The organism is Rhizobium sp. Leaf453 (assembly GCF_001425605.1).
In the GTDB taxonomy this organism is placed as follows: domain Bacteria; phylum Pseudomonadota; class Alphaproteobacteria; order Rhizobiales; family Rhizobiaceae; genus Pararhizobium.
In genome coordinates, this window is the sequence record NZ_LMRG01000001.1 from 518,472 (window position 1) to 545,353 (window position 26,882).

At 59.0% G+C, this 26,882-nt stretch carries 28 protein-coding genes and 1 pseudogene; 1 reads left to right on the top strand and 28 read right to left on the bottom strand.

Annotated elements, in window-relative coordinates:
* Positions 1-58: 58 nt before the first annotated feature.
* Positions 59-1,048, top strand: a complete 990-nt coding sequence (locus ASG68_RS02475) for a glycosyltransferase family 2 protein (RefSeq protein ID WP_062583412.1) — start codon at positions 59-61, stop codon at positions 1,046-1,048.
* A gap of 29 nt (positions 1,049-1,077) precedes the next feature.
* Here the strand turns inward: ASG68_RS02475 and ASG68_RS02480 are convergent, their stop codons facing one another.
* The 28 genes and pseudogenes from ASG68_RS02480 to flgA all read right to left on the bottom strand — a co-directional run bounded on the left by ASG68_RS02480 (position 1,078) and on the right by flgA (position 26,877).
* Positions 1,078-1,638 carry a hypothetical protein gene (locus ASG68_RS02480; RefSeq protein ID WP_062583411.1) on the bottom strand — a complete coding sequence of 187 codons (561 nt, stop codon included), beginning with the start codon at positions 1,636-1,638 and terminating at the stop codon, positions 1,078-1,080.
* Entirely contained in the window at positions 1,638-2,006 is a 369-nt protein-coding gene (locus ASG68_RS02485) for a hypothetical protein (RefSeq protein WP_062583410.1), read from the bottom strand. Before ASG68_RS02485 ends, ASG68_RS02480 begins: the two co-directional genes overlap by 1 nt.
* A 105-nt stretch (positions 2,007-2,111) precedes the next feature.
* Entirely contained in the window at positions 2,112-2,675 is a 564-nt protein-coding gene (locus ASG68_RS02490; RefSeq protein WP_062583409.1) for a rod-binding protein, read from the bottom strand.
* A gap of 118 nt (positions 2,676-2,793) precedes the next feature.
* The gene (locus ASG68_RS02495) at positions 2,794-3,207 is read right to left on the bottom strand and encodes a hypothetical protein (protein WP_062583408.1); all 414 of its coding nucleotides are present in this window, start codon (positions 3,205-3,207) and stop codon (positions 2,794-2,796) included.
* A gap of 7 nt (positions 3,208-3,214) precedes the next feature.
* Positions 3,215-3,967 (bottom strand): flagellar biosynthetic protein FliR, encoded by a 753-nt coding sequence (gene fliR, locus ASG68_RS02500; RefSeq protein WP_062583407.1) that lies wholly within the window; start codon positions 3,965-3,967, stop codon positions 3,215-3,217.
* A complete protein-coding gene (flhA, locus tag ASG68_RS02505; RefSeq protein ID WP_062583699.1) occupies positions 3,964-6,051 on the bottom strand; it encodes a flagellar biosynthesis protein FlhA in 2,088 nt (695 codons plus the stop codon). Before flhA ends, fliR begins: the two co-directional genes overlap by 4 nt.
* A 164-nt stretch (positions 6,052-6,215) precedes the next feature.
* Positions 6,216-6,482, bottom strand: a complete 267-nt coding sequence (fliQ, locus tag ASG68_RS02510) for a flagellar biosynthesis protein FliQ (protein WP_062583406.1) — start codon at positions 6,480-6,482, stop codon at positions 6,216-6,218.
* Positions 6,483-6,488: 6 nt separating this feature from the next.
* Entirely contained in the window at positions 6,489-6,908 is a 420-nt protein-coding gene (flgD, locus tag ASG68_RS02515; RefSeq protein ID WP_062583405.1) for a flagellar hook assembly protein FlgD, read from the bottom strand.
* Complete coding sequence (flbT, locus tag ASG68_RS02520; protein WP_062583404.1) at positions 6,899-7,348, bottom strand: flagellar biosynthesis repressor FlbT; 450 nt, start codon at positions 7,346-7,348, stop codon at positions 6,899-6,901. Before flbT ends, flgD begins: the two co-directional genes overlap by 10 nt.
* Positions 7,345-7,692 carry a flagellar biosynthesis regulator FlaF gene (gene flaF / locus ASG68_RS02525; protein ID WP_062583403.1) on the bottom strand — a complete coding sequence of 116 codons (348 nt, stop codon included), beginning with the start codon at positions 7,690-7,692 and terminating at the stop codon, positions 7,345-7,347. The genes flbT and flaF overlap by 4 nt, the downstream gene beginning before the upstream one ends.
* 37 nt (positions 7,693-7,729) lie before the next feature.
* Positions 7,730-8,776, bottom strand: a complete 1,047-nt coding sequence (locus tag ASG68_RS02530; RefSeq protein WP_062583402.1) for a flagellar hook-associated family protein — start codon at positions 8,774-8,776, stop codon at positions 7,730-7,732.
* A 2-nt stretch (positions 8,777-8,778) separates the two neighbouring features.
* The gene (flgK, locus tag ASG68_RS02535; protein ID WP_062583401.1) at positions 8,779-10,191 is read right to left on the bottom strand and encodes a flagellar hook-associated protein FlgK; all 1,413 of its coding nucleotides are present in this window, start codon (positions 10,189-10,191) and stop codon (positions 8,779-8,781) included.
* A 25-nt stretch (positions 10,192-10,216) separates the two neighbouring features.
* The gene (locus tag ASG68_RS02540) at positions 10,217-11,425 is read right to left on the bottom strand and encodes a flagellar hook protein FlgE (protein ID WP_062583400.1); all 1,209 of its coding nucleotides are present in this window, start codon (positions 11,423-11,425) and stop codon (positions 10,217-10,219) included.
* Positions 11,426-11,537: 112 nt separating this feature from the next.
* Positions 11,538-12,209, bottom strand: coding sequence for a transcriptional activator Rem (gene rem / locus ASG68_RS02545; protein ID WP_062583399.1), 672 nt, complete (start codon positions 12,207-12,209; stop codon positions 11,538-11,540).
* Between the two features lie 280 nt (positions 12,210-12,489).
* Positions 12,490-13,056, bottom strand: a complete 567-nt coding sequence (locus ASG68_RS02550) for a transglycosylase SLT domain-containing protein (protein ID WP_062583398.1) — start codon at positions 13,054-13,056, stop codon at positions 12,490-12,492.
* Positions 12,992-15,199, bottom strand: a complete 2,208-nt coding sequence (locus ASG68_RS02555; RefSeq protein ID WP_062583397.1) for a flagellar hook-length control protein FliK — start codon at positions 15,197-15,199, stop codon at positions 12,992-12,994. Before ASG68_RS02555 ends, ASG68_RS02550 begins: the two co-directional genes overlap by 65 nt.
* Complete coding sequence (gene motC / locus ASG68_RS02560) at positions 15,196-16,515, bottom strand: chemotaxis protein MotC (protein ID WP_062583396.1); 1,320 nt, start codon at positions 16,513-16,515, stop codon at positions 15,196-15,198. The genes ASG68_RS02555 and motC overlap by 4 nt, the downstream gene beginning before the upstream one ends.
* Positions 16,516-16,519: 4 nt before the next feature.
* Positions 16,520-17,704: a flagellar motor protein MotB gene (locus ASG68_RS02565; RefSeq protein WP_062583395.1), complete on the bottom strand. Its 1,185-nt coding sequence runs from the start codon at positions 17,702-17,704 to the stop codon at positions 16,520-16,522.
* On the bottom strand, positions 17,701-18,378 hold the full coding sequence (locus ASG68_RS02570) for a hypothetical protein (protein ID WP_062583394.1): 678 nt from the start codon (positions 18,376-18,378) through the stop codon (positions 17,701-17,703). The genes ASG68_RS02565 and ASG68_RS02570 overlap by 4 nt, the downstream gene beginning before the upstream one ends.
* A gap of 471 nt (positions 18,379-18,849) precedes the next feature.
* Positions 18,850-19,827 carry a flagellin gene (locus ASG68_RS02575; RefSeq protein ID WP_062583698.1) on the bottom strand — a complete coding sequence of 326 codons (978 nt, stop codon included), beginning with the start codon at positions 19,825-19,827 and terminating at the stop codon, positions 18,850-18,852.
* A gap of 334 nt (positions 19,828-20,161) precedes the next feature.
* Positions 20,162-21,103 carry a flagellin gene (locus ASG68_RS02580; protein ID WP_062609120.1) on the bottom strand — a complete coding sequence of 314 codons (942 nt, stop codon included), beginning with the start codon at positions 21,101-21,103 and terminating at the stop codon, positions 20,162-20,164.
* A gap of 272 nt (positions 21,104-21,375) precedes the next feature.
* Positions 21,376-22,324 (bottom strand): annotated as a pseudogene (locus ASG68_RS02585) (flagellin).
* A gap of 319 nt (positions 22,325-22,643) precedes the next feature.
* Complete coding sequence (gene fliP / locus ASG68_RS02590) at positions 22,644-23,381, bottom strand: flagellar type III secretion system pore protein FliP (RefSeq protein WP_062583392.1); 738 nt, start codon at positions 23,379-23,381, stop codon at positions 22,644-22,646.
* 7 nt (positions 23,382-23,388) lie between these two features.
* Positions 23,389-23,940: a flagellar basal body-associated FliL family protein gene (locus tag ASG68_RS02595; RefSeq protein ID WP_062583391.1), complete on the bottom strand. Its 552-nt coding sequence runs from the start codon at positions 23,938-23,940 to the stop codon at positions 23,389-23,391.
* Between the two features lie 51 nt (positions 23,941-23,991).
* Positions 23,992-24,705, bottom strand: a complete 714-nt coding sequence (gene flgH, locus ASG68_RS02600; RefSeq protein ID WP_062583390.1) for a flagellar basal body L-ring protein FlgH — start codon at positions 24,703-24,705, stop codon at positions 23,992-23,994.
* Positions 24,702-25,247 (bottom strand): MotE family protein, encoded by a 546-nt coding sequence (locus ASG68_RS02605; protein WP_062583389.1) that lies wholly within the window; start codon positions 25,245-25,247, stop codon positions 24,702-24,704. The genes flgH and ASG68_RS02605 overlap by 4 nt, the downstream gene beginning before the upstream one ends.
* Positions 25,244-26,359: a flagellar basal body P-ring protein FlgI gene (locus ASG68_RS02610; protein ID WP_062583388.1), complete on the bottom strand. Its 1,116-nt coding sequence runs from the start codon at positions 26,357-26,359 to the stop codon at positions 25,244-25,246. The genes ASG68_RS02605 and ASG68_RS02610 overlap by 4 nt, the downstream gene beginning before the upstream one ends.
* Positions 26,356-26,877 carry a flagellar basal body P-ring formation chaperone FlgA gene (gene flgA, locus ASG68_RS02615; protein ID WP_062583697.1) on the bottom strand — a complete coding sequence of 174 codons (522 nt, stop codon included), beginning with the start codon at positions 26,875-26,877 and terminating at the stop codon, positions 26,356-26,358. The genes ASG68_RS02610 and flgA overlap by 4 nt, the downstream gene beginning before the upstream one ends.
* Positions 26,878-26,882 lie beyond the last annotated feature (5 nt).

The window sequence follows — 26,882 nt, forward strand, 5'->3', positions numbered from 1 at the left end:
TGTTTAGGAAGATTTGGTTTAGTGCTTTTCAAATCCTCGCCGTCAACAGGTTGCCGCCATGAACCCGCCCCTCCAGGATGTGACCGTGTTTTCCCAGGCGACAGTCGATCCGGCTGACAGCGTCGAACTGGTCGTCACGCTCCCGACATTCCGGCGGCCGGAACATCTGGTCAAAACGCTGAAAACCGTGGTGTCCCAAGCCCCTGGCTGCGCCTTTGCCATCGTTGTGATGGAGAACGATGCCGATGGTATGGAGGGCGCAAATACCGCGAAAAAGTTCTTTGCCGACCACCGCGTCAATGGCCTGGTGGTCATCGCCCATCAGCGTGGAAACTGCCACGCCTACAATGCCGGCTGGTCGATGGCACTGTCCCATTATGCCAATCTTCGCGCCATCGCCGTGATCGATGACGATGAAGTCGCGGCCCCCGATTGGCTCGATAGTCTCGTTTCGGTACAAAAACAAACGGGTTCGGACCTTGTCGGCGGTCCACAGCTGCCCGACTTCGAGGACCAGACCCGCAACGATCGCAAGCGCCATCCCGTGTTCATGCCTCATTATGACACGAGCGGCCCTGTACCGATCCTCTATTCCTCCGGAAATGTCCTGATCACCCGGCCGGTTCTGGACGCGATGCCGCGTCCGTTCCTCGATCCGCTGTTCAATTTCATCGGTGGAGGCGACAGCGATTTCTATCGGCGCTGCAAGGAAAAGAACTTTACCTTTGCCTGGGCAAAGGAAGCCTGGGTTGCCGAAACCGTGCCGGCGCGGCGAACGGAGATGTCGTGGATCCGGGCGCGCAGCCTGAGGAACGGCGCCATTTCAGCCGTGCTGGAGCATCGCGCGAGGCCGGGCTTCGCCGGGCGGATCAGAACGATCGCCAAATCTCTGGCGCTTCTGGCAGCTTCGCCGTTTCGCGGCGTCTTGTTGTGGCGATCCGCCAACCTGCCATCGGCAGGGCTCTACCATTTCTATGTCGCTGTCGGGCGGCTAATGATGGAATTCGGCTTCGTCAACGAACAGTACCGCAATCCCGAAAAGAACTGAGCCGCGTCGCACAGTGTTGCCTGCCGGGCTTAGTGGCCGGCTGAAGCTTCCTTACCCGGCAGGACATCGTGGGCGGTCTGGCCCTTCTTATCGACGATCGGGACCGGTTTCTGCTGCTTTTGATTCGCCGAATTGGCGATGCGGGCAACGTCGGTCTTGGACAGATATTCAAGCTGTTCGATCAGGACCTCGAAGATTACCTCGTCGCGGAGCTGCTTGTTCAGCTGCTCCTTCACCACCGTCTTGAAGTTGGCGAGATCGAAACTGTTGGAATCCGCGACATTGATCAGCTTCTGTCCGACAAGGATATCGAACAGGGCATTGGTCACCGATTCCTTCAGCGGGATTTCCATGTTCTTCGCCTTGGCCTTGTCGACCGAGAACGAAAGCTTGGTGAGGAAATAGCCCTGCACGCCGCCATCGGTGATGACGGGTACGGTAATCAGTTCACCTGGCACATATTCCTGCAATGCGCGGCGCTCAGCCTCCGCATCGGAAACGATCGGCGCGGAAGCATGCTGGATCGAGAAATAGACCGATCCAAGCGAGACCGCGCAAATCCAGGCGCCGGTAATGACGAGCTTGAGCATCAGAAATCGCCGTAGCGGAACTGCTGTTCGGAATAGATGCCGTCCGCATCCGCATCCTGGACCGCAGCCTTGAGAATATCGACCACCGAGCGGCAGGCCTCCATATGCGCATTCACCTTCTGCGAATTTGCGACCAGCTTGCTCTGGATGTGCTTCGTCTGCGAGACGAAGGCCGGCGAGATTTCGTCCGGCGATGCATCGCGGTGCAGCATCGTCAGCTCATACAGGCAACGGCTCTTGCGGGCATTCGACGCCTTCAGATCGAACGTCGGATCGACGCCGATGCGGGCACTCTCGTTGTCGAGGATCATTTCAAGACGTCCCAGCACGTTCTGGATCCGCACGTCACCCGATGCAACAACTTCCATCATTTCGCTCCCGTTGGCGCTGGCTGCACGCGGGCCTCGGCCCCTGGCGTGATGCATGCGCAAAACTTCCGTATCAGGCTATCCCAGGCAGTCGGCCGGGATATCCTACTGCTGGTCTGTCTTGTCTTCCGTTCCCGTGAAGTCGGCGACTGCCTTGCGCTGATATTCCTGGACCATGCTCATCGCGACATTGTTGTCGTTGCCGCCGAGCGAGGCGTTGACGCGGTCGGTGCCATCGGAACCGACGATCCGGTCCGTCACAAGGCTTTCGGCAATGCCGATGCCGTTGCCCTTCGCCATTGTGTTGCCGATCTGCTCGGCCATCATGCTCTTCCAGATATCGCCGGCCGTCCCCTTGCCGTAAACTTCCTCGCTCTCGGCCGGGAGCATGGACTTGACGAAGTTCTGCAGCACCATGGCCTCGAACTTGCGATAGGTCTCGGGGATCTTCTTGGCTTCGGCGCGGTTGTTGATGTCGCCGAGGCTGTTGCTGGGGCTGTTTTCGAGAATGGCCACCGTATTGGCAAAACCGTTGCCGTTTTCGGCAAGGCTCGATGCCTGGAAGGCCGCGCGATTGGCTTTCAGCCGCGCTTGCGCTTCCTCGACCTTGGCCGGATCGGCGGCGCGCACGACATCCAGTACAAGATCACTCGGAGGAGAAATGGCCATGCGTTGTCCTCTTGGTCACGACGCTCACCCGGCGCGTTCTCGCGCACTGGATAATGCCGTAATTTCAGCAGTTTGAACGATTGGATCAGACGCGGTCGCGGCCAATCCCGAGGCCACACTATGAGCCGTCAACCTTACCGGAAGCTGGTGACTTGCTCATCACATGCTGATCGACGAGATCGTAGATCGCATTGTCTGCACTTTCGCGGTCTTCGAGATCGCGCGCATCCTTCATGTGCTCTTCGAGACGGTCACCCTTGACCCGCTCCTTGAGAACGCGGGCCTCGTGAACCTGCTGGATGCTCAGCAGCATCTGGTCTTTCTGCGCGAGACGGCCGAGCTGCGAGGAGTAATGACCGGAAAACATGGCGTGCAACGGGCTCGCAGACCCCATCGCATCGACAACGACATCGATGGTCTCGGCGAGCTCCCGGCGTTGACGGGAGGTATCGGCCAGTTCGCTCTCGGCCATCTGCTCGAGATGGCGTTGAACTGTGACGAGACGCTTGAGCTTTTCCGAACGGGTTTTCATTGGGGACTCAACTCCCTTGCATCAACGGGCCGAAGCCGTCGGCGAAAAGCTTCAGCATCGAGGCGATGCCGAGATAGAGGAGAAACATGCCGCCCATGATCAGATAGGGGAGCGAGATGAAATAGAGCGGGATTTGCGGCGCCAGCTTGTTGACCATGCCGATGGCGACGTTGAACAACAGGCCATAGATGAGGAACGGGCTCGCCAGCCGCAGCATGATGTAGAAGGTGGTTTCCAGCGCATTGGTGAGCGTGATCAGCACGCCCTGCTGATCGAAGCCGATGCCCAGCGGCATCGCCTTGTAGGAATCGACGATGCTCGCCAGGATGACATGGTGGAAATCCAGCATGAACAGCAGCATCAGGCCGGTAAAGCTGATCAGGTTGGTCAGCTGGTTTTCCGGCGTATCTTCCAGCACGTCGTTGGCCGGCGGCGCGTTGAAGCCCATCATCATGGTGATGACCGTTCCGGCGAACTGGAGCCCCAGCACGTAATAGCGCGCGATCAGCCCTATGACGCTGCCGATCACGGTCTCGGTGGCAATGATGTAGATATAGGTGTGTCCCTTGCCCGATACCTGCGGATAGATCTCGTTCCACATGATCGGCAGGATGGCCATGGATACGGCCACCGCGACGAAGAGACGGATCTGAACCGATACGCGCGCCGTGGAGAATCCCGGCATGACCATCAGGCAGGCTCCGATCCGGCAGAATGCGGCAAAGAGCGCCAGCACCGTGCCTTCAGGATCGGAAATCATGAAATCGAGCCAATGATCTTGATCTCGAGACCCTTGGCGAGTTCGACATGGGACAGGACCGGCAATGTGGCAAACAGGCGCTCGATGATCATGCGGACATAAGAGCGGGATTCGGGCGAACTTACCAGTACGAATGGCATGCCGCGGTCGAGATGTTCGCGGATAACCTTGGTCGCCTGCTCGCTGAACTCTTCCAGATGGCGCGGATCAATGTCGAACTCGACGATTTCGCCCTTGGCATCGCGCTTGAGCGCCTGGTGGAACACCATGTCCCACTTGTTGCCGAGGCGCAGGACGCGCAGCGTGCCGTTATCGGCAAGATCGCCGCAGAGTTGCTGCGACATGCGGACGCGAACATGCTCGACGATCTGCTCGGTCTTGCGGACATGCGGCGCGAGTTCGGCGACCGCTTCGAGGATCAGGTGCAGGTTGCGGATCGACACGCGCTCGGCCAGCAGCAGTTTCAGCACGGCCTGCAGACCCGAATAGGACATGTGCGACGTGCAGATTTCGTCTGCCAGCTTGCGATATTCCGGATCGAGACGCTCGATCAGGATCTTCACGTCCTTGTAGGACAGAAGCTGCGGCAGGTTGTTGCGGATGACTTCCGACAAATGGGTGAGCACGACCGAGACGTTGTCGATCGGGTGGAAGCCTTCGCGCTTCAGGTCCTCGGTAAAGGCTTCGAGGATCGAGACCGCCGGCATGCCGAATGCGGGTTCGCGGATATCGTCCCCCGGCAAGCTCGGCTTGCGACCACCGCCGGTGACGACGATGACTTCGCCGACGCGGACCGTGTTGGAGGCGATCGTCGTGCCATGGATGCGGACCTGATAGGCCTTGTCCGGAATGGCGATGTCGTCGGACACCTTGATTTCCGGAACGATGAGGCCGTACTGGCCAGCAAACTTGCGGCGCATCTTGCCGACGCGGAAGCCAAGTTCCTGATGGGCGCCGAGAAGGCGGGTGGATACCTGCTTGCCGAGCAGCAGCTCGATTTCCGCCGTCTTGAGGACCGACTTGACCGAATCCTTCTCCGTATCGGTCTTCTGCTGCGCGGTCTGCTGCTCCTGCTCGTGCTTGATCTTGTTGGCGGCAGCGAGTCTGCGGGGAATAACGTAGCTGATGAAAGCCATGCCACCGCCCAAGGCTGCGAACGGCAGGAAGGGAAGGCCCGGCATCAGGGACAGCATGATGATCAGGCCGGAAGCGACCATCAGGGCGCGCGGATAACCGGCCAGCTGGTTGACAACAGCCTGGTCGGTCGAGCCCGAGGTACCGCCACGCGACACGAGCAGGCCGGCGGCGAGCGAAACGATGAGCGCCGGGATCTGCGAGACCAGACCGTCACCGACGGAGAGCTTGACGAAGACGTCGGCGGCTTCACCAATTGACATGCCGTGACGAACGTAACCGATGATGATGCCGCCGAAGACGTTGATGGCGGTGATCAGCAGGCCGGCAATCGCATCACCGCGCACGAATTTCGAGGCACCGTCCATGGAGCCGAAGAAGGAGCTTTCCTCTTCCAGCTCGCGCCGGCGGCGCTGCGCTTCCTTCTCGTCGATCAAGCCGGCCGACAGGTCGGCGTCGATCGACATCTGCTTGCCGGGGATGGCATCGAGGGTGAAGCGAGCGCCGACTTCCGCGATACGTGTCGCGCCCTTGGTGATGACGATGAAGTTTACCGTGATCAGGATGAGGAAGACGATCAGACCGATGACGAAATCGCCACCCATGACCAGTTCGGCAAAACCGGCGATGACGCCGCCGGCGGCATCATGCCCCTGGTGGCCGTGCGAAAGGATAACACGCGTCGTCGCGATGTTGAGCGACAGACGGGTCATGGTCGAAATCAGCAGAATGACCGGGAAAGACGAGAAATCCAGCGGCTTCTGGATCCAGAGGGAAACCATCAGGATCAGAACCGAGAACGCGATGGAGAAGGCCAGACCGATATCGATCAGAAATGGCGGGATCGGCAGGAAGAGGATCGAGAGGATCGCGACGATGCCGAGCGCGAAGCCGATATCCCGGCCTTTTGGCGCCAGTTTCGGGATGACGAGTGCAGGTGGTTGTGCCATCGGAAATTCCGTCTCTTCATGAGAGGCGGACAGCATTCATACCTGCTGCCCATACTAGAGAGCAGACCTACCCCGCCAAGCTTGCGCGAGGGTGGCATCCGTGTCGGAAAGAAGGGAAAGAAAGCACGAAAAACGCCGGGGGTCGAAACAGGCGCCGCGCGTTGTCAGAAGCCGCTCTGAATGCGGGAAAAGACGATATTCGTGAAGATCGAGATTTGCGATCCGACGAAAGAGGCTGTCAGGGCGACCGTCACAAGAACGGCGAGAATTTTCGGCACGAAGGTCAGGGTCATTTCCTGAACCTGTGTCAGCGCCTGGATGAAGGCGATGATGACGCCGACGACCATGGCGGCGAGAACGGCAGGCCCGGAGGCGACGACCACTGTCCAGATCGCCGCCTGCACGATATCGAGGGCATCTGCCTCATTCATGAGCTATCACTTTATGGTAACGCCGGGTCCGATAACCAGTTCTTCCTTGTTATCGAGGACGGCAATGATTCCATCCGAATATAGCTTCACTTCCTTGACGACGCCAGTTGTCTTGCCGTCGGCGCTGGTCACCGTCTTGCCGATCACCGCATTGGCTTCGCTGAGCGACGTGCGCTGCAGCAGGCTTTCGAGATTGGTGTTCGTCTTGATCGTCTGCTCGACCTGCGAGAAGGTCGCGAGCTGGGCGATCTGCTGGGTCGAATCCATCGGTTCCGTCGGATCCTGGTTCTTCATCTGCGCCACGAGCAGCTTCAGGAAGCTGTCGTAGTTCAGGCTGGCGTTGGCAGACGCGTTGGACGCGTCGGAACCCGTCCCCGTCGTCTGGTTCGTCGCCGTCTTGTTGGCCGAAACGCCGCTTACCGCCATGGCGCAATCTCCTTGCGGATCTGCTCGATCGTAGCAGGGGTGATTTCCTGGTTATTGAGGATCCGGTCTTCGGCGGCATAGAGGCCGCGGATGGCCTTCAGCGCGTCGAAGGCACGGCCCTGCGTCACCATGCCGTCGATCCGCTTCAGCTCGGAGACGATATCTTCGTTCTTGAAGCAGTTGAGCAGCATGATTACCGACTTGCGAAACATGCTCGTCGACTGCTCAGCGCCTTCCGGATTGATCAGGATCATCTGCGCGATGAAATAGAGCTGCTTCAGCGGAGTATTAGCGTCCTCCGGCTGCAGGACGTGGTTTTCGAGCAGGAATGTCACATCATTCAGGAACTCGACTGCAACCTTGCGATCAACACGCAACACTGCCCCGTTGACAAAAATCCGTTCGCCCGACTTAAGCGAGATACGCAGTGTGCTCTTCATTTGAGTCCATCCCTGATGATGGTTGTGATATCGATGATGCCCTGGAAGTTCGAAGACTCGCGCTTGCGGATCTTCTCCGTCTCACCGAGTATCCAGATGGCGATGGAGATGAGGTTGGCGCGCAACTCATCGTTCAACTGGTTGTCCGACGCTCGCAGATCCTCGATGAAGCGGATCCAGACCCGTCGTGTGTAGTAGATCGCCTCGATCGCCTCCCTTGAGTACCCTTTCTGCAGTCTTGCGGCTGCAAGCAGCGCAATAGAGCGGTCGAGCACTTGCCGTTCGCGATCCTTGGAGTCGGCGACGCCGTCCTCCATGATCTCGGCGTATGAAAACTGATACATTCAGACATCCTTCATGTTTGTCCTGGTCCTCACCGCATCAGAGGAAATTTATCAAACTCAGTTGCTGAAGCCGTGACGTCAGCGTGTAGGAAGTTTCGATCTGGGTCAGCAGCGTGTTCATCCGCGTCGACGCTTCATAAGGGTCCACACCCTCGATGTCGTTGATATGCGTCTGGATCAGCTTGACCTGCGACTCCAGCGATGTATTCGCCTTGGTGACCCGGGACTCCGAAATGCCGAGCGTGCTGGTCGTCTCGATGAGAGACGTCGAGCTCTGCTGTACATAGTTCTGTGCATGCGAATTGATAGCCGAGCGCACGGTGGACGAGACATTCGCACCGAGCAATTCGGTCGTCAGCACCGCAGCCAGTGCGAACTTGCGAACACCGTCGGTATTGGTGTTCGTCGTGCTGGGGATCACTTCGCTGGCGCTGATGCGGCTCATGACGTTCTGATCCGAAGCTTCCGACCAGTCCGTATCCCATTGCGTGCCGGTATACATCGGCTCCAGCGTATTCTCGATGAAATCGTCCATCTGCGCGACCGTAAAGTCGCTCATCGAGGCGATACCATTGGCCGTCATGAAGCCGGACAGCGCAGTATCGAACGAGGCCTTGGCAGGCGATGCCGCATTGTATTCGGCCAGCGGCTTCACGTCGGTATTGATACCCGACATCAGGAATTCGCCGTTGAATTGTACGTTGGCCGCAGCAACGAAGGCTTCAAGCGCACCATTGATATCGGTTTTGGCGATCGTCAGTCGGGACGCGTCGTCGTTGCCCAGCGTCGCGATCAACGTGGTGTTGATCTGCTCGGCGGCCTTGCGCATGGTTTCCAGCGACATCTGCGACGCCGATAGACGCTGCGTGACGACCGCATTGGTTTCCTTGAGATTTTCCAGGCGAGCCAGCTCGTTCTTGAGATTCACCGCACGCGACGAACTTGCGCCGAGTTCGGCGCCACTGTCTGCGTATTTCCCCGTGATCACTTCCTGCTGCAGCTTGATGACTTCGAGCTGCCCCTGCTGGATCGTGACCCGCATGGCATTTTGAACCGCCAGATTGGAGACGAAGGACGTCTTCATGATTACCTCACCGTATCCAGAAGTGTTCTCAGCATCTCATCAACCGTGCTGAGAAGTTTTGCCGATGCCTTGTAGGATTGCTCCAGATCGAGCATCAGCGAGAGTTCTTCATCGAGACTGACACCCGTCTCGTTGCTGAGCGCCTGCTGGGTCTGGGCCAGCATGGCCGACTTGTTTTCATTCGCGGTGGTTGCGGCCTTGCGCAACTGTTCAAGCCACCCGATCGACGACGATGCATAAGTCATGATGGTGGCGGTGCCACCAAGATCCGCCGCCGTATCGAACGACATGTTCGTATCCATTGCGACGATGTAACTATCCAGCAGAGCGGTGTAGCCCGCATTTCCGGCCGTGTTGGAGTTCACGTTAACGCCATCGCGCAACAGGGTCGGATTGGCATCGGCAAGCGGATTGACCTGGATGCTGGATGCGATGCCGGGCTCCAGCGTGCCTGCCGCAGGAACCGTGCCACCGGACCAGGTGAAAAGGCCGGGAAGCCCGCCATCCTGGAACATGGTAACAAGACCGCGCGCAATTTCATCCAACTGCGACTGCATTTTCGGGGCAAGATCGTCACGCAGTTGCAGCAGGCTCGAAAGCGAGCCCTCGCCGGTCGTGTTGCCGCCGGTGCCACCCTTGAGCGCAACACCGTCGACATAGACCTTGTTGCCAGTGACCGTCGAATCATAGGTATCGGTCGGAGTGAAGGTGACCTTGCGCGGGATCGTCTCGAATAGAACGGTACCATCGGAAGAATAGATGACGGTATCCATGTTGGTGCGCGTGACGGTCGAAATGCCGACGATTTCCGACATCGCCTTCAGGAGCTTGTCGCGCTGATCGAGCGCGTCGCTGGCATCCTTGCCGGTCGCAAGGTTTCCAACGATCTCGTTATTGATCGTCGCGAACTGATCCAGATAGCTGTTCAGCTGGCCAACCTGCTCCTGAATCTCCTTGTCCGCCGTCGCCCGCACATCCTGGATAGCCGTGGAACTGGTGGTCAATGAATAGGCAAGATCCTTCGCGTCAGCGATAGTCGATGACGCGATCGTGACGTTACCGGGCGCGGCCGCATAGGTCTGCATGCTGGCGCGGAAGGTCGCGAGGTAGTTGGACGGCGAGGAGGGGTATTCGTCGCCGCCGAATACCGATTGCATCCGCTGCAGCCCGTCGAGAAGAACGGACTGCGACGATGCGATCGAGATATTGGAGATGTTCTGCTTGAACATCGCATCGTTCTGAGCACGCTCGATCTTGATGTAATGCGAGCCCTGGGAATCGATGCCCATCAGGGCGAGACGGCGCACATAGTCTGCGTTGCCGGAATTGGCGATGTTCTTCGATACGATGGCGGTCTGTTGCCCCGTATTGCTGAAAATCGTCTGGGCCGTATTTATTGCGGCAGCGAGCGACATGCGCAGTCCGTCCCTTAATTACTGATCAGCGCTTCAGGTTCACGAGAACGTCCAGCAGATCTGCGCCTGTCTGGAACACTTTCGAGTTTGCCGTGTAGCTACGTTGGGATTCGATCATCGCCGTCAGTTCTTCCGCGATGTCGACGTTCGAGCTTTCCAGTGCGCCGGAGATGATGGTGCCGAAGTCGCCGGAGCCGGCAAAGCCGGTGACGATGACGCCGGACTCGGTGCCCTGCGAATAGACGTTGCCAGACTGAGGCACGAGATTGTCCGGGCTCTGGACGCTGGCAAGAGCGATGCGATAGCGCGGCTCGAGCGTATTGTTCTCGTACTTGACGTAGACGATGCCGTCGTCGTCGATCTGGAAGCCCGCCACCTTGCTCGGCGAATTGCCGTCGATCGTGCCGCCGTCAGGATTGAACTTGTAACCCAGCTGGGTGGTCTTCGCGAGGTCGATGGTCAGGACGCCAAGGTCGGCGCCGGTGCCGGAAAGACCGGTCATGGCCGTTGTCGCGATCGTCGTCGGTGTCGTCGTCAGCTCACCATCCGAGTTGAACTGGAGGGCCTTAGTGCCGAGCGATGTTCCTGTATCGCGATCGATGACCTCGACGGACCACTCGTTAGCGTTGGTCTTCTCGTAGTTGAAGTCGAGAATGCGGGTATTGCCCTGGCTGTCGTAGACGATCAGCGAAGTTGTGGAGACGTCACCGATGGCGGCGCCCGAAGGCAGGTTGGCACCCATCGTACCTGTGGTCGAGCCCTTGGCCACGAGCCCATCAGAAGCGAGATTGACCTTGCTCAGGCCATCGAAGCCGTTGACGACGACCGTCGGATCGGCGCCGTTGCCGTATTCGTAGCCGAGAAGGCTGTAACCTGCGGAATTGACGAGGTTGCCGTCACCGTCCTGGGTGAAAGCGCCGGCGCGGGTCAGGAATTCCTGGCCGTTGCCGCCTTCGACGATGAAGAAACCGCCGCCATCGAGCGCCAGGTCCGAACCCGATGTCGTGTAGGTCTTGGCGCCTTCAGCGGCAATGTTGTAGCGGATCTTTGTTTCGACGCCGCCGGAATTGTACGATCCGTTGGTGGTCGGGAGGATCATCGAGGAGAATTCCGTCGATGCGCGCTTGTAACCCGTGGTGTTGGCATTGGCGATGTTTTCAGCCACCGCGCCCAGGCGGTTAGCCTGTGCATTCATGCCGGAACCACCGGTTCTCATCATTCCGTAAAGACTCATGTCCGATCCTCGTTTTCGTCGTTATCGCAAGACTAGAAGTTGGGCCTTGCGTGAACCTGTCTTGGTAGGTGAATCGGTTGCCGCCACATCCGAACCACCGGATCGCAAAGGGTTATTCCCAGTCGATGCAGTAACCGAGGAACCGCTTGGAATCGATCGGATCGAAGCCGAGCTTCTTGCGCAGCTTCTTGCGCAGCTTGCTGATGTGGCTTTCGACGACGTTTTCCTCGACGTCCTCGTCGAAGATGCCGTAGATCGCGTTGAAGATCTGGGACTTGGAAACACGGCGGCCGCGGTTGGCGACCAGATATTCGAGAATGCGGCGCTCGCGGCGCGGCAGGGCAAAGACTTCGCCCTGGACTTCAGGGTCGCGGCCATCGGAGAAAACCCGGATCGGGCCGATGTCGGTGAAGTTGACCAGGGCCTTGAGACGACGGCGGATGGCCGCAGCTCGCGCCAGGATCTCCCGGGGATGAACCGGCTTGCGCACGACGTCATCGACGCCGCAGTCGAAGAACGCCAGTGTCTGTTCCAGGGAAGGCGAATCGCTGATCGCGATCACCGGTGCCGTCGTCCGGTCCCGGATCGCCCGGGGAAGGCTCATCGCCCGCTCGCCCTGGCCGATTAGGAAGGCTTCGACAGCGTCGATGTCGCTGTCGGCAGCCTTCGAAACCCAGTCGCCAAATTCCGTTGGGTCGAACCCTTGGGAGGGCACGCCCTCACGTCCAAAAAGAGAAGTGTATCCGTCTTTCACGAGCTCACGCTCATCAACCACTACGATCATTCGTCCGCCTCCGAATCAGTATGGTGCCTCGATGACTAAGAGGTACGAATCGGGGGATTCTTGAACAACTATGGAAAGTTAGTGGGTGAAATTAATAGTAGATTAAGATTTCTGTGCCGATTTGAACTAGATATAGTGGGTGCGTCAAAATGGGGCACTAATTTTTTTGTGGAAACGTTAACATGTGATTAAGACATGGCTTGCGCTTAATTTTTCCACATTTTTAGCGAAGCCTACCGCAGCGCAGCAAGTCGATATGAGATTTCTCTTTTAAGTTGTGTTATTGACAGAACGTAGACGCGTTGGTCGTCCACTTTCCATAGCCTGTCGCGACGAGATTCGCGATCACCCGGCACACATATTTCTTCTGTGCGGGGTTGTTGTTCGGTCCCGCATGGTAGCGGGCGACGGCCATGGTCCAGGTTTCATGCCTGGCGTGAAGATTGGACAGAAAGCGCGCCGCATATTCGACGTTCTTTTTCGGATCCAGCATCTCGTTTGGCGAGGCAAAATTCTCGCCATGGAAGTGATAATTGATCTGCATGCAACCGAGATCGATCAGCTTGGCGCCCTGCGCGCGTGCCTCCGAGAAACGCTGCAGAACGCCCTGCGCGCTGTTCTCGAAATAGGCCTTACCCTCGATATTCATCGCGTAAGGCTGCAGAGATCCCTTGCGTCCCGTTTCGGTCAGGCCGACCGAATAGAGGATGCCAGGAGGGATCTGGTACTTTGCCGCTGCTGCCGTGATTTCGCTCTCGCAGACCCCTGCACTGGCAAAGGCACTAGATATAGACGTCACCAGTCCGGCTAGCGTCAGCCCCAGAAGACGGGTCGCTCGTGCCTTCATTCCCGGTCCACCTTCCGCTGCTTTGCTGCTGGCTGCCATTGTCGTTGCGCTGGCCCCTGCCCTGCGGGGAGCCATCCGCCAACGCCTCACGGCCCTGCTGGGCAGTCTGAGGCTGCGCCTGCTGTTGTGTCGTGCTGCCGGACGAATCCGGTGCGTTGAAAACGATATTTACCTGATCGACGGCGAAGCCTTGCGACCGGAGCGACTTCACGATGTCATTCTGATCGTCACTGAGCTGCCGGAATGCTCCTCCGGTCTCAACCTTCAGTTCGACATGCAATTCGTCTTCCTTGAGCCGCAGCGTGGCTGTGACGGTGCCAAGGTCAATCGGATGCATCTGGATCTTCAGCGTGTTGAGAACCTTGCCTGTGGAGGCCTGCGCCGAAGACGTGGCGCCCACATCTGCCGGCTGGAGTGTCTTGGCCCATTCCGGGTTGGATACAATCTGGCTGGTTACCGCTGCAGCATTGCTGGAGGGCGCCAAGCCGAGATATCGCCGCGCCTCTACGACAGTAACCGTTTCAGCCTTGGCGCCGACCACCGGAATGTCGTTCTTGACGGCGGTCTTGTCACCGTCAGCAACCACATTCATGGAAACAATCTGCCCCTTGCCGTCGGAACGAGCAAAGCGGAAGATTTGATCAGTGTCCGCCGAAACGGTATTGTTTGCGGTGCTTGCGTCGGTAGATGCCGCCGCCTTCTCGCTGCCCACGGCGATCTTGTCGCTCACCGGTGCGGCATCATCCTTGGTTTCAGACTTTGTTTCTGCCCGATCCCTGGGAGCAGTGGCGGCCATTCCGGCGCGATCAGCCAAAGCATGGAATTCCGACAGGGCCGGCGTGGTTTCCGATTTCGCAACTGCTGTCTCCGCAACAGGTAGCGGCGCGGGGCTCAGGAGAGTCAGCAAATGGCTGACATCCGCGGTCGCTTGCGTTGCGGGTGCTGTCGTGACAGGTGCCGTGTCATCCGTCGATTGTACCGACCCGGCAAGGTCCGGCTGCGCCGGCTTGAAGTCTTGCGCCTTGACCTCGTCGGCTCTGGGACTGTTGCCCTTCACTTCAGCAGCACTAACCCCGCTGACTTTGGCTTCGACTGTTTTCGACGCTTCGGTCTTGCTACCACTTACCTTGGTCTCGATTGCCTTTTCAGGCGTCACGGTCGGGTTTACGACGGGATCAGCGGCCTTCTCATCCGTCTTTTTGATGACATTGATAGAAGCGTCCACGCTGCCTTGCGGCAGAACGGTCGGCTGCGGCTCCTGTTTCCTGGTTTCCAACTTCGGCAGAGCCGATGCCTGCTGAGCATCCAGTTTGTCAGAAATCTTCGGTTTCGACTTGAATTCATCAACCGGCAGAGCCCGCGCCGTTTTCGGATCGGCATCAATGGGTGCCTTCAGGTCCGGCACGGAATCCGACTGAGGCTCGACATCGTCCAGAACGGTGAGCGTGGACAGGGCGCTGGAAACCGAAAGATCGCCGGACATAGGAAGGCTCTTGGAAGCCGATCGTGCGGCAGAAACAGGCTCTTCCTCAGCTTCCTCGCCGTGTGAGACGGGAGTGTCATCCGCCGCAACCTCGGTGGATGGCTCTTCGGTTGTCTTGGCCGCATCCGCGTAGATCGATTTCACGTCGATTGGAGCATCATCGAAGGCGCCCGTTTCGGCGCTGTCGACGCCTGATGCGGAAGGGGCTTCTGCGTCCATATCGGCGCGGGCGTCAATGTTGGCCTCGGCATCGGCTTCCAGCCTGTCCTCGACCTTTTGGCGCGCCTCGACGCGTGCGTCTGCCCTGACTTCGGCCTTGCTCTCGGCCTCGATCTTGGCCCTTTTCTCGACCTCGACCTTGGCTTGAACCTGCGTCGTGGACCTTATATCGTTCGCATCATTCGACGATGCTGTTGTCTTCACGGTGCTGGCGGTCAGCTTCTGCGCAATCGCGATGTTCGCGCGCGGCGTTGAATCGGTCGAGATGGACTTGCCATCGATAGCGATCGTCGGTTTCTTCTTGCCCGCATCGGCAAAGGCATTCTCGAAAGCCGAACGCTGTTTGGCGGCATCCATATCGAGATGCTTGGCCGCAGCCTTCGAACCGGATTTCGCAGTCCGCAATGTCGCAGCAAGTAAGTTGTCGTCCACCGTCGTCATTTGTCCTCATCCCCCTTCAGGAGAGAATCGATCTCGTCGAGTTTCGTGCGACCATTGGTCAGAAACGCATCGAGAACCGGATCAGGCGGATTATTTTCCGACGATGCCACCTGCTGTTCCGGTTCCGGTTGCGCAGCATTCTCCGCCACACCGGACGCCGGGACTGCAAACGGGCTATCGCCGCTTCCCGTCTCTGCTCCGTTTTCCCCCGTCATGTTCACGTTTTCAGGAACGACTTTAGAATCAGTCGCTTGCGTCAAGCTTTCTGGATCTGGGGCGCGCAAGACTTCCTCGGCGACCACTGTGGCGGCCTGGCGAAGCGCACGATCGCGCGGCGAAAGCTCCGCCTCCGGTATAGCGCTGATATCTTTGACGGCCTCCAGTATCCCCTTCGAGGGAATGCCGACCAGGCCGGAATAGAGACTGGCGAGCGCCTTCGGCCCTGCATCCGTGCCATCGGAAAGCTCTCCGGCCCGGTCCGACGCAAGCTTTGCAAGTGCCTGCATGCCCCCGATCGCGGCGCGGCGAGCAATGCGCAGGTAGACCTCGCGCTGCCGGGGCTTGTCCATGAAGCTGAGGATTTCCTGGATCTTCGCTTCCGTCTGGTCGCTGTAGTTGGCAACAGCCAGCTCGACGAAAACGTCGGCAAACTGGCTGGCATAGGGCGATGTCAGGAAACGGCGGGCATAGGAAAGCGAATAGGTGAAGCCCTTGTCGGGCATCGCTCCGCGGGTAGCCAGCGCGATCGAGCGGCGGAGCGCTGCTTCCTCGATATTGGTGCCCGGCGAGGTCAGGCGCGCCCAATCGTAATATTTCAGCGAGTTCGCCGGATTCTGCATGGCCGTGGCATTGCCGAGAACCAGATAGAGATAAGGCCCCACGCGCGAGTTGCGGTATTCCGGGATCGCCTTCTCCAGATAGCCGACCATCAAACCGCCCTTGCCCGCCAGGTAATGGTTGAGCGCGTCGATGATACGGCTGTCGAAATTGCCTTCGATATCGTGGTTGGCGAGATAGGACAGCGTCTCGGGATTGCCGCCGCTCATGGCGTAGATGAAGGCTGCATCGACATTGCGCGGATCGTCGAACACCGACGGATCCGCCTCACGCAGCCTCTTGTCGATCGCCGCCAGCATGAACCGCTGCATTTCGGCGGCCGAATGGTCGCCGAGCACGATGGAATCCTGAATGTGCTGTAGCGAACGCAGCATCTTGTAAGGTGGCAGATCCTCAAGCTCGTCCGCATGCGCCGCAAAGCCCGAAAAGGCCCCGAACGCACTGGCACAGAGAAGAAGTGTGCGGATCGCCTTCAACATCGGCTCAGCCCTGGTTCGTCTGCAACAGGATTTCGATGCGGCGGTTGGCCGGTGCGAGCGGATCGTTGGTCACCTGCAGCCGCTTGTCGGCAAAGCCGCTGATCTGGCTGACGCGCCCTTCAGCGAGACCGCCGCGAACGAGCATGTAATAGGCGCTCTGCGCGCGATCGGAAGAAAGCCGCCAGTTGTCATAGGCACCGTTCTTGAAGGGGCGTCCGTCCGTATGTCCGCGGATGGCGACGCTTCCCTTTCGGGCCGCCAGTAGCTTGCCGATCTTTTCCATGGCGATGACCATGTCCTTCTGCGGCACGGCCGAACCGACGCCGAACATCGGCGCTTCGCCCTGCTCGCTGATCGTGACCAGCAGGCCGCCCTCGGTCGGGGTGACAAGCAGGCCCTCGGACAGCTTTCCCGCAGCGCCGCCGATTTCCTTCTGGATCTCCGCCTTCAGCGTTTCGGCCGCCTTCTCGTCGGGTTTCTGCGTGGCAGCCTTGTCAGCCTCCGCCTTCAACTCCTCGGGAGACTTTTCCTTGCCGGCAGCATCCTTGGTGTCGTCGCTCGGTCCGTTTCCGGCCTTCGCCTCAAGGCTTTCGCCACCCTTTTCGGCGTTCTGCAGTTCGACCTGTTTCGTCCAGAAATCCGGATCGAAAGGATCGCGATAGGCTTCGCCGCCCTCCGCACCGGTTGCCGGGCCGGAGGTGGAGGCACCGCCCTCACCCTTGGCGCTGATGTTGGCCTGACGGCCGACTTCGTTGGCGATTTCGGAGAGGACTGAATAGGGATTTTCGAAGAAGTCGGCGTCGGAATACTGGGTTTCCTCGCCCGACGTCGCCGTCATGTCGTTGCCGCTCTTGGCCGAGCCGCCGGTCTTGGTCTCGTTGCCGTCGACCTTGGACTTCATCTGGTCTTCTTCACCCTTGGCGTCCTTTGCCGGTGCCTTGACGCCCTTTTCGGAGGGCTTGGCATCGCTGAGCTGGACAGGGTTGAAATAGGATGCGAGCGCTGCCTTGGTCTGCGGGTTGGCCGCATTGATCAGCCACATGACGAGGAAGAAGGCCATCATCGCCGTCATGAAGTCGGCGTAAGCGATCTTCCACGCGCCGCCGTGATGGCCGTCGTGATGACCGCCATGGCGCTTGATGATGATGATTTCGTTCTTGCCGTGATGATGGCCTTCATTCTCACTCATGCCAGCACCTTACCTACCGTATCGGCCCATGCGGCCATTCTGGTCACCAGGATCGATTCGCCGAACTCGACGGACAGGTCGATGTCGGTGGTTTCCTGGTGGCGGAAAATCAGGGTTTCGTCCTTGAGGTGACGCTTCAAGGCTTCGAACAGCGGAAGCGGTCCCTTGACGTTGATCTTGCAGCCCTCTCCGGCGTCGATCGAATGCTCGATCATTTTCGCGAGGTCCGCGATGGATTTCTGCAGCAGGACCTGGTCCATCACCGGCGCCAGCACACGCGCGGTCTGGTCGGCCAGCAGTGTGGCGATCTGGGATCCCATCTCGGAAACGCGATTATTGATCATCGCCGCGATCTCCGTATCGAATCGCGTGCGCATCGTTTCGAGTTCTGCGGCGTGACGCGCTGTCAGCTTCGCGATCTCCTTGGCATGCGCAGCGCTCAGTTCCTTCTCGGCCTCCAGACGACCCTGTATGGACGCCTCGCGGCGCTCCGCTTCAACATCGATTTGCGGCTGAACGGGTGGTGGCGGAATTTGAGGTTGCTGCTTCACGGCGAAAACCGCCTCGCTGGAAATATCGTCGTCCAGATCCGGAAAATAACGCTGGGGGACGATGGAAAGATCAACCTTCGGAGCGCTGAAGTCCTTGAGATAGCGAGAGATGGAAGCGCTCATGAACGAGCCTCCAACGTCCAAATTGCGGTCGCGTCTCGTCCTGCCCCCTGCTCGGTTGCCGACAGCATGTGGCCCGATGGCCTTGAAACAAAAGACTGTGACACTTCCGGAATGTCTCCTTCAAGACCCCGCAACCGGCTGATGCCGGCGGGCAAGGCCCGAACATTTTCTATCCGTATCGGCTCACTTTCCGGGAGGTCCGGAAACGTGGGGCCGCATACAACGGCAGCGCAACATTCATATTGGCTGGCAACCGGGACGAGGATGGCTGCGGGTGGAGACTATCCGGCCAAACTTGCGCGAAAATGTAGGTGTTGGACCGCGCTTGGGCAATGAGCGCGGTCCAACCGTTTCCAACGAGCCGATGACCGGCGGCGCGGAGGAAAGACGTGTCCGGCGCCCGCAACGGAGCGACGGTGCGAAATGATGGCAAGGACCGGATCGATGCCCACCGGCCCGCCAGGATCAGGCTTACTGCTGGAACAGACGCAGGATGTTTTCGGAGTTGGTGTTGGCGATCGAGAGCGCCTGGATGCCGAGCTGCTGCTGCGTCTGCAGGGCCTTGAGGCGGGTCGACTCCTCGTTCATGTCAGCATCGACGAGACGGCCGACACCTTTGTCGATCACGTCCATCAGGTTGGCGACGAAGTTTTCCTGCATGTCGATGCGGCTGGTGATGGCGCCGAGCGTGGATGCAGCATCCGTCAGGTTGCTGAAGATCATGTCGACGGCGCTGATCATGCCATCGATATCGTTATCCGAAGTCGCAGTGCTGAGCTCGACCAGAACCGAGCCGGACGGAGCCGTACCGCCAGCTGGCAGGATCAGGTGGTACATGGCATTGATCGTGGTGGCCGGCGCCGTACCGACAGGCTGCGCGACCGCGATACCCTTGGTCAACTGGCCGAGCGATGAGTCCTTGGTGTCGATCAGGATTGACGTCGCGGTGTCGTAATCCAGCGTCGAAACGGAAACGGTGCCGTCCGTCGAGCGGTTGAAGGATGCCACGATCGACTTGGTGCCAGGCGGAGTCGTCGAATCATTGTAAAGCCAGTTCTCGCCTGAGAACGATGCGGATTCCGCAGCCGATTCGAGCTGGTTCTTGAGCTCGGTGATTTCCTTGTTGATCTTGGTCTTGTCAACGCCCGGTTCGCGCGCGGCGACCAGCTTGGCCTTGATTTCGGAAACGACCTCGATCGCGGAGCTGAGGCCGGCATAGGAGGTATCGACTTTCGCCGCGCCCAGTCCGAGCGCGTCCTGAACGGTCGACAGTGCGGCGTTGTCCGAACGCATGGTCGTCGCGATCGACCAATAGGCAGCGTTGTCGGCTGCGGTCTCGACGCGGTAACCGGAAGAAATACGGCTCTGGACCGTTTCCATGTTCGTATTGATAGAACGCAATGTCTGAAGGGCCGCCATCGCGGCGGAATTGGTCAAAATGCTGGTCATGGTCATTGCCCCAGTTCGAAAATTAAACGGAACATTCCGGGTTGAAAACCGGCAGCGACGGGACCAGCGTCATGCAAACTGCCCTATGTTTAGCCCAGGGGCAGCCTATCGCTCTTAACGAACACTTAATAGCGTTATGGTTAACAAACCTTTAAGGGCGTTAGAAAGTCGGTAATGAAAATGAAGAAAAATAAATTTCGATTGCCAAAACATTAATATGGTTTCTCTTTGGAAATAAAAGAAAAAAGCCGCGTCTCTTTCGAGACGCGGCCTGTTGGATGCCAGTGGGCGACGGTAATGGCCGCCCGCTGTCCCTGTCGTGTTTTGGATCCGATTAACGGAAGAGCGACAGGATGTTTTCCGAGTTGGAGTTGGCGATCGAGAGAGCCTGAATGCCGAGCTGCTGCTGCGTCTGCAGAGCCTTGAGGCGGGTCGACTCTTCGTTCATGTCGGCGTCGACGAGGCGGCCAACGCCCTTGTCGATCACGTCCATCAGGTCGGCCATGAAGTCGTCCTGCATTGAGATGCGCTTGTTGGTCGCACCGAGCGTTGCAGCGGCGTCCGTCAGGTCGGTCAGCATCGAGTCAACGGCGCTGATCATGCCTTCGATGTCGTCGTCAGCGGTCGTTGCCGTCAGTTCGACTGTGGTGGAGCCGGACGGAGCGGTACCGCCGGATGCAACGATCAGGTTGTAAGTGGCGTTGGTCGTACCGGTACCAACCGCGGTGCCCTGCTCGACTGCGACACCCTTGGTCAGTTGGCCAAGCGAGGCATCGACGGTGTCGATCAGAACCGAGGTCGAAGCGTCAAACTGCAGAATGCCGACAGCGACGTCGCCGGAAGCCGCACGGGTGAACGAACCGACCATTTCCTTGGTGCCGAGAGCAGTTGCGGAAGAGGCGTCGCGATACAGCCAGTTTTCGCCGGAGAAGGAAGCCGACTGAGCCGTCGAAACCAGCTGGTTCTTGAGCTCGGTGATTTCCTTGTTGATCTTCAGCTTGTCAACGCCCGGTTCGCGGGAAGCGACCAGCTTGGCCTTGATTTCGGAAACAACTTCGATGGCGTTGTCGAGACCGGTATAAGCCGTATCCGTCTTGGCAGCGCCGAGGCCGAGTGCGTCCTGAACCGTCGAAAGAGCCTTGTTGTCCGACTTCATGGTCGTTGCGATCGACCAGTAGGCAGCGTTGTCGGAAGCGTCGCCAACCATGCCATCGGCGATCGAGCGCAGGGTGGAGAGAGCTGCCATTGCAGCCGAGTTGGTGAGAATGCTCGTCATAGTAAACTGCCCCTTTTGAACAGGTGAAATGGAAGGGCACTCCGGTCGTTACCGGGAAACAGCAGCCAGCCTCATGCTTGCTAACGCGTTAAATTTCTTGGTTAACCCGCTGTTTCGATGGTCATAGAAAACACCATCATGGTTAAAGAAAACCTAAAGGACCAAAACATTTTTGCGGGCACAAAAAAACCGCACCTCTTTCGAGATGCGGTTTTCCTTGAGGTCGCGGACCTGCCGTTTGGGGGGGATGGCCGGCCCGCGCCGTTTTTCGATTAACGGAACAGCGACAGGATGTTCTGCGAGTCCGAGTTGGCGATCGAGAGAGCCTGGATGCCGAGCTGCTGCTGCGTCTGCAGAGCCTTGAGGCGGGTCGACTCTTCGTTCATGTCGGCGTCGACGAGACGGCCAACGCCCTTGTCGATCACGTCCATCAGGTCGGCCATGAAGTCGTCCTGCATCGAGATGCGCTTGTTGGTCGCGCCGAGCGTTGCAGCGGCGTCCGTCAGGTCGGTCAGCATCGAGTCAACGGCGCTGATCATGCCTTCGATGTTGTCGTCGGAGGTCGATGCCGTCAGTTCGACTGTGGTGGAGCCGGACGGAGCGGTACCGCCGGATGCAACGATCAGGTTGTAAGTGGCGTTGGTCGTACCGGTACCAACAGCGGTGCCCTGCTCGACTGCGACACCCTTGGTCAGCTGACCGAGCGAAGAGTCCTGCGTGTCGATGAGAACCGAAGTCGAAGCATCGAATTCCAGGGTACCGACAGAGACGTCGCCGGAAGCCGAACGGGTGAACGAGCCGACCATTTCCTTGGTGCCGAGAGCAGTTGCGGAAGAGGCGTCGCGATACAGCCAGTTTTCGCCGGAGAAGGAAGCCGAAGTTGCCGTCGAAACCAGCTGGTTCTTGAGCTCGGTGATTTCCTTGTTGATCTTCAGCTTGTCAACGCCCGGTTCGCGAGCTGCAACCAGCTTGGCCTTGATTTCGGAAACAACGTCGATGGCGGCGTTCAGACCGGTGTAAGCCGTATCCGTCTTGGCAGCGCCAAGGCCGAGTGCGTCCTGAACCGTCGAAAGAGCCTTGTTGTCCGACTTCATGGTCGTTGCGATCGACCAGTAGGCAGCGTTGTCGGAAGCGTCGCCAACTCGTTTCCATGTCGGAGCTGATGGAGCGCAGCGTCGAGAGAGCTGCCATTGCAGAAGAGTTTGTCAGGATGCTTGTCATTGGGGTTGTCCCTCTAGATACAAAATACAAGATTGGGGGACATACCGGACTGAATACTTACCGGTAATGGCGGTTCGGCATCATGCCACTCGGCTCCCTGTTGGTCAGAAAGTCCAAATCCGTCATGTGAGGGTAATGTCGCAGCCAAAGCTTTCGATATGTTTAAATGCCGGGCGAATATCAGAGCCCGCTCAAACACGAATAGACGACCTCAAGTCGAGGCATAAAAAATTTATCACATAAAATCAAATAGATATGAAAAATCGAGACGAGGTCATCCTGCGCGGAAATTGACCCTTCATTAACCACGAATAGGAGATCAGTTGAAGGATCTGACCAGACTGCCGACGAGCAGGTTCCAGCCGTCGATGAGGACGAAGAACAGGATCTTGAACGGCAGCGAGATCGACGTGGGCGGTAGCATCATCATGCCCATCGCCATGGTGATGGTGGCCACGATGAGGTCGATGACCAGGAACGGCAGCATGATCAGGAAGCCTATTTCAAAGCCGCGCCTGATCTCGGAAATCATGAAGGCGGGGACGACGGCGCGCAGATCGACCTTGTTATCGACGACCACGGTCTGGCCCTTCTCCTGGGCAATATCGACGAAAAGTTGCAGATCCTTGTCGCGTGTATTGGCGAGCATGAACTCGCGGAACGGTTCCGAGATGCGGGTCATCGCCTCGGTCTCGTTGATCTGGTTCTGCAGCAGCGGATTGATCCCCTCCTGCCAGGCGCGGTCAAAGGTCGGCGCCATGACGTAGAAAGTCATGAACAGCGCAAGGCTGACCATGATCATGTTCGAGGGGGTGGTGGCCAGCCCCATGCCGGAGCGCAGGATGGCGAAGGCAATGACGAAGCGCGGGAAACTCGTCACCATGATGAGGATGCCCGGCGCGACAGACAGGACGGTCAGCAGGCCGAAGGTGCGGATGATCCAGGACGCGACCGATCCATCGACAGGCGTGTTCAGGATATCGCTCGGGAAGCCCTGCGCTCCCGCGATACCCGACATGGCCACCATGGCGACGATGAATGCGACTGTACGGATCATGTGCGAATCATTGGATGACGAAAGTCCTGAAGATCACATTGGTTACGCGCCCTTCCGAGCGAAGGTCAACCCGTTCCTCGATGTCATCCTTGAGATACTGGAAGCCGCGCGGTCCCTGGATCTGCTGCAGTGACACCGTCTTCAGATAGGCGGCGATATCCTGGTGGATCTGCGTGGAGAGCGTGACGTCGGGGGTACCCTTGAAAAGCAGGGCGATCTCAAGCCGGACCCAGTTTTCGGAGGGATAGGCCAGGTTGGTGGTGATCGGATCGAGCTGGACGACACCGTTGGCTTCCGTCGCGATCAACGGTAATCCCTCATCCTTCTTCGCACCGCCATGCTCGCCGCCCGCCGGCTTTTCAGCGGCTTCCTTGCTGGCGATGGCGGCCTTTGCCTGTTCGATCAGCTTGGCTTCCTCGGCGGTGACCGGCTTGGGCGCCAGCATGCCACCGACGACCCAGCCGCCACCGCCGGCAACCAGCGTCAGCACCGCGAGTGCCGCGATGAGGATAATCGGCGAGGATTTTTTCGGTGCCGCGTGGGCTGTCTCTTCTTCCATCTTCCAAATCCATCAAGAGCAAGCCGCGACGCCGGCGGCAATACAGCCGCGTCAGATCGGCGAGACGATATCCATGACCTGCTGGCCCCATGGCGGCTGCTGCACTTCCGTCAGGCGGCCGCGACCGCCATAGGAGATGCGCGCTTCGGCGATCTTGTCGTAGGAGATCATGTTCTTCGCATCGACGTCGTAAGGCCGCACGATACCGGCGACGTTCAGGATACGGATTTCGTGGTTGACCCGGACTTCCTGCGAACCGCTGATCAGCAGGTTGCCGTTTTCCAGCACGCCGGTGACGACGGCCGCGACGAGCAGGACCAGCTTTTCGGACCGCTCCGTCGTGCCTTCGCCCTTAGACTTCGTGTTCGAGCCGTAATCGAGACCGCCCTTCCAGCCGAAATCGCTGGTCTGCGAATTTCCATTCGCGCCGATATTGAAGCCGCTGTCATTGGTGCGGCTGCGTTCGGTATTGTTGTCGAACGACGCCCGGTCGTCGATGCGGATGTCGACGGTGAGGATGTCGCCGACCTTGAGGGCGCGCGCATCCTTGAAGAGCGCCGCCTGGTTGTCGCTCCAAAGCGAATAGCCATTGGCAATCTGGCGCGGCTCCTTGGGATACATCGCCATCTGCGGCGTCTGGGCATATTGCAGCCCGCTGCCGATGGGGCTCATCGAAGGCGCCCTGCCGATTTCGTTGAATGTCTGGTTTGTGCATCCACTCAGCACGACACTGGCGGCAAGAAGAACCGGGAGAGGATATTTCATGACGGTTCCTTTGATGTCTGAGAATCGCTGGCGCTGGAAATGATGTTCGTCAGGACGGCCGCTTTTTCGCTGGTCATCTCGCTGAGGATCAGGCTCGACTGGCGCGGTGGCAGCTTCATGACGATGGCTGCTGCAATCGCGGGATTGACCAGTTCAAGCTGTCCTGCGGCGGCGTCAGCCTTCATGGTCTTGTAGATATCGACCAGGCCGAGTTCGGCCTGCTTGAGGAAATCGTTGCGGCGCTTCAGCCAGTCTTCGTATTCCGCGCGTCGCTCCTCGAGCTTGACGATTCGGGCATCGACTTCCGCCTGCAAGTCTTCCAGGTTCTTCTTCTGGAGGAGATAGCGCTGGTCGCGCGCCTTGTCGGCGATGTTTGTGCAGAACTGCTGGATTTCGTCGCTGTTTGCGGGCAGTCCCGTCGCGGGTGCCGCCACTTCCTGGGCGAACGCGCCGGGCATGGCCAGCATGGTGCCGGCGGCTGCGATCATCACGAGACGGCGACGCAGGCTGTTGGATGGGCCAAGGATGCTATGCACGGTCATTGCAATACGAGCTCCGCCTGAAGGGCACCGGCAGTCTTGATGCCCTGAAGAATGGAAATGATTCCGTCCGGTTTCACGCCGATGCTGTTGAGCCCGGCAACCAGCGAGCGCAGGTTCGACCCATTGAGGATGGCAACCGTACCGCCGTCCTGCGAGGCCTCGATCGTCGTGTTGGGCTCGATAGCGGTTTCACCGCGCGAGAAGGGCTCCGGCTGGACGACCGTCGGCGTTTCCGAGACCTGCACGGTGAGCGTGCCATAGCTGACAGCAACCTGGTTGATCCGGACATCCTGACCGATGACGATCGTTCCGGTGCGTTCGTTGATCACGACACGGGCCGGCACATCGGTTTCGACCACAAGGTTTTCAATGTCGGCCATCAACCGTGACAGGTCGGCCATCTTCGGCTTGTCGATCACGACGGTCTGCGAGTCGCGTGCTTCGGCAATGCTGCCGCCGAACTGCGTCTTTCCGAACCGGTTGATCGCGGCCGCCATGCCGACAGCGGTGGAGAAGTCCGGATTGCGCAACTGGAGAACCAGATTGAAGCCATCCTTGAATTTTGCCGGCAACTCACGCTCGATGATGGCGCCGTTCGGGACGCGGCCCGACGTGGTGATGCCCTGCGTCACCGATGCCGCGTCGCCCTGGGCACTGAAGCCGGTAACCACGACGGAGCCTTGCGCGACTGCATAGATCTGGCCATCCGCGCCGGAAAGGGAAGTCATGACCAGCGTACCGCCGCGCAGCGACGTGCTGTCGCCGAGCGAACCGACCGTAACATCGATGCGGCTGCCGGGGCTGGCAAAGGCCGGCAGGTTGGCGGTTACGAGCACCGCTGCGATGTTCTGCGAACGGGATTCACCACCCTGCGTCGAGATCCCGAGGTTCTGCAGCATTGCCCGCAACGACTGCTCGGTGAACGGCGAGGAGCGCAGGCTGTCGCCGGTGCCCTGCAGGCCGACGACGAGACCATAGCCGATCAACTGGTTTTCCCGACCCGACTGCAGCGAGGCGATGTCCTTGATGCGCGACGCGGCTTCGGCCGGCGCGATTGCCATCGCCAGCACCGCCAGACATGCCAGGCACCATTTGCCGAAACGAAAGATCATTTTGCCACCACATGAATTGTGCCGTCTTCCATCACCGTGCCGGAGACGATGACGCCGGTATCGGTGTTGCGAACCCGGATGAGATCGCCGATCGCAGCATTGTCCAGCGGAGCGCCGCCGGCCGTGATGGTCAGCGGTCCATTGGTGAAGACAAGCCGCACCGCCTTGCCGCGCTCGACAGCGTAGGGATCACGCAATCCGGAAACAATAATGACGCGGCCGGCGAGCAGTGTCCGGCTGGTTACCTTGCCGGTGACCTGGTCGAGCGACGTGGCGTAGTTGCCGGTGAGTGCCGGATTGGTAACCTCGACCGCTTGCAACTGATTGGCGGCGATGACTTCGCCGGGATAGATCGTCTGCGTGGGAATGACCGCCATGCGTTGTTCGGCAAGGGCCGCATCCGCGGACATCAGGCATGCGCAGATGGAACCGGCGACGGCCAGCGTCCGCAGGAGAAGTCCCCTGCGGGTGGCGATGCCGGCCGGGATCGATGCTTTGGCAGTCCGGCGGAACGTCATGTTTG

Excerpts from the sequence above, each read along its gene's own strand:
- ASG68_RS02475 (WP_062583412.1), top strand. The coding sequence starts at position 59 with ATGAACCCGCCCCTCCAGGATGTGACCGTGTTTTCCCAGGCGACAGTC.
- ASG68_RS02480 (WP_062583411.1), bottom strand. The coding sequence starts at position 1,638 with ATGCTCAAGCTCGTCATTACCGGCGCCTGGATTTGCGCGGTCTCGCTT.
- ASG68_RS02485 (WP_062583410.1), bottom strand. The coding sequence starts at position 2,006 with ATGGAAGTTGTTGCATCGGGTGACGTGCGGATCCAGAACGTGCTGGGA.
- ASG68_RS02490 (WP_062583409.1), bottom strand. The coding sequence starts at position 2,675 with ATGGCCATTTCTCCTCCGAGTGATCTTGTACTGGATGTCGTGCGCGCC.
- ASG68_RS02495 (WP_062583408.1), bottom strand. The coding sequence starts at position 3,207 with ATGAAAACCCGTTCGGAAAAGCTCAAGCGTCTCGTCACAGTTCAACGC.
- fliR (WP_062583407.1), bottom strand. The coding sequence starts at position 3,967 with ATGATTTCCGATCCTGAAGGCACGGTGCTGGCGCTCTTTGCCGCATTC.
- flhA (WP_062583699.1), bottom strand. The coding sequence starts at position 6,051 with ATGGCACAACCACCTGCACTCGTCATCCCGAAACTGGCGCCAAAAGGC.
- fliQ (WP_062583406.1), bottom strand. The coding sequence starts at position 6,482 with ATGAATGAGGCAGATGCCCTCGATATCGTGCAGGCGGCGATCTGGACA.
- flgD (WP_062583405.1), bottom strand. The coding sequence starts at position 6,908 with ATGGCGGTAAGCGGCGTTTCGGCCAACAAGACGGCGACGAACCAGACG.
- flbT (WP_062583404.1), bottom strand. The coding sequence starts at position 7,348 with ATGAAGAGCACACTGCGTATCTCGCTTAAGTCGGGCGAACGGATTTTT.
- flaF (WP_062583403.1), bottom strand. The coding sequence starts at position 7,692 with ATGTATCAGTTTTCATACGCCGAGATCATGGAGGACGGCGTCGCCGAC.
- ASG68_RS02530 (WP_062583402.1), bottom strand. The coding sequence starts at position 8,776 with ATGAAGACGTCCTTCGTCTCCAATCTGGCGGTTCAAAATGCCATGCGG.
- flgK (WP_062583401.1), bottom strand. The coding sequence starts at position 10,191 with ATGTCGCTCGCTGCCGCAATAAATACGGCCCAGACGATTTTCAGCAAT.
- ASG68_RS02540 (WP_062583400.1), bottom strand. The coding sequence starts at position 11,425 with ATGAGTCTTTACGGAATGATGAGAACCGGTGGTTCCGGCATGAATGCA.
- rem (WP_062583399.1), bottom strand. The coding sequence starts at position 12,209 with ATGATCGTAGTGGTTGATGAGCGTGAGCTCGTGAAAGACGGATACACT.
- ASG68_RS02550 (WP_062583398.1), bottom strand. The coding sequence starts at position 13,056 with ATGAAGGCACGAGCGACCCGTCTTCTGGGGCTGACGCTAGCCGGACTG.
- ASG68_RS02555 (WP_062583397.1), bottom strand. The coding sequence starts at position 15,199 with ATGACGACGGTGGACGACAACTTACTTGCTGCGACATTGCGGACTGCG.
- motC (WP_062583396.1), bottom strand. The coding sequence starts at position 16,515 with ATGTTGAAGGCGATCCGCACACTTCTTCTCTGTGCCAGTGCGTTCGGG.
- ASG68_RS02565 (WP_062583395.1), bottom strand. The coding sequence starts at position 17,704 with ATGAGTGAGAATGAAGGCCATCATCACGGCAAGAACGAAATCATCATC.
- ASG68_RS02570 (WP_062583394.1), bottom strand. The coding sequence starts at position 18,378 with ATGAGCGCTTCCATCTCTCGCTATCTCAAGGACTTCAGCGCTCCGAAG.
- ASG68_RS02575 (WP_062583698.1), bottom strand. The coding sequence starts at position 19,827 with ATGACCAGCATTTTGACCAATTCCGCCGCGATGGCGGCCCTTCAGACA.
- ASG68_RS02580 (WP_062609120.1), bottom strand. The coding sequence starts at position 21,103 with ATGACGAGCATTCTCACCAACTCGGCTGCAATGGCAGCTCTCTCCACC.
- fliP (WP_062583392.1), bottom strand. The coding sequence starts at position 23,381 with ATGATCCGTACAGTCGCATTCATCGTCGCCATGGTGGCCATGTCGGGT.
- ASG68_RS02595 (WP_062583391.1), bottom strand. The coding sequence starts at position 23,940 with ATGGAAGAAGAGACAGCCCACGCGGCACCGAAAAAATCCTCGCCGATT.
- flgH (WP_062583390.1), bottom strand. The coding sequence starts at position 24,705 with ATGAAATATCCTCTCCCGGTTCTTCTTGCCGCCAGTGTCGTGCTGAGT.
- ASG68_RS02605 (WP_062583389.1), bottom strand. The coding sequence starts at position 25,247 with ATGACCGTGCATAGCATCCTTGGCCCATCCAACAGCCTGCGTCGCCGT.
- ASG68_RS02610 (WP_062583388.1), bottom strand. The coding sequence starts at position 26,359 with ATGATCTTTCGTTTCGGCAAATGGTGCCTGGCATGTCTGGCGGTGCTG.
- flgA (WP_062583697.1), bottom strand. The coding sequence starts at position 26,877 with ATGACGTTCCGCCGGACTGCCAAAGCATCGATCCCGGCCGGCATCGCC.